This window comes from Photobacterium lutimaris, from assembly GCF_003025555.1.
In the GTDB taxonomy this organism is placed as follows: Bacteria; Pseudomonadota; Gammaproteobacteria; order Enterobacterales; family Vibrionaceae; genus Photobacterium; species Photobacterium lutimaris.
The window spans coordinates 1-640 of sequence record NZ_PYMH01000044.1; the positions used below are offsets into that span (position 1 = coordinate 1).

Sequence of the window (640 nt, forward strand, 5' to 3'; positions counted from 1 at the left end):
CCGCTTGATGAAACGAGAAGGCATACAGTCGCAGAGAGGCTACCGAAAACCCAGAGCGAAAGCAGGTGGTGAAAATGTTGTGGTTGCTAATAAATTGGCTAGAGAGTTTAACCCTTCCGCTCCGAATCAATCTTGGGTCACTGATATTACGTATATAAAAACTCACGAAGGTTGGCTATACCTAGCCGTCGTAGTTGACCTTTTCTCTCGACGGGTAATTGGTTGGTCAATGAAGAGCAGAATAACTAAAGAGCTAGCTCTGGATGCACTTTTAATGGCTATATGGCGGCGCTCGCCAGTAGTAAATGTACTTGTGCATTCAGACCAAGGAAGCCAGTACACGAGCCATGATTGGGATAGTTTTTTAAAACAACATGGACTTGAATCAAGTATGAGTCGCCGAGGCAACTGCCATGATAATGCCGTCGCCGAAAGCTTTTTCCAACTGCTAAAAAGAGAAAGAATTAAGCGGAAGATATACTCCACTCGAGAAGAAGCTCGGACGGATATCTTCGAATATATAGAGATGTTCTACAACGTTAAACGTAGACACGGTTCCAATAACCAGTTGTCGCCTGTAGAGTATGAAAAGCAGTACAAAGAGAGGCTAACTAGTGTCTACTGAGTCGGTGGCTATTCA

The 640-nt window shown here is 44.1% G+C and carries 1 protein-coding gene; it reads left to right on the forward strand.

The window, feature by feature from the left end; genetic code table 11:
- The coding region (locus C9I99_RS26925; protein WP_107351896.1) for an IS3 family transposase at positions 1–625 on the forward strand (625 nt) is incomplete at its 5' end.
- Positions 626–640: the final 15 nt, after the last annotated feature.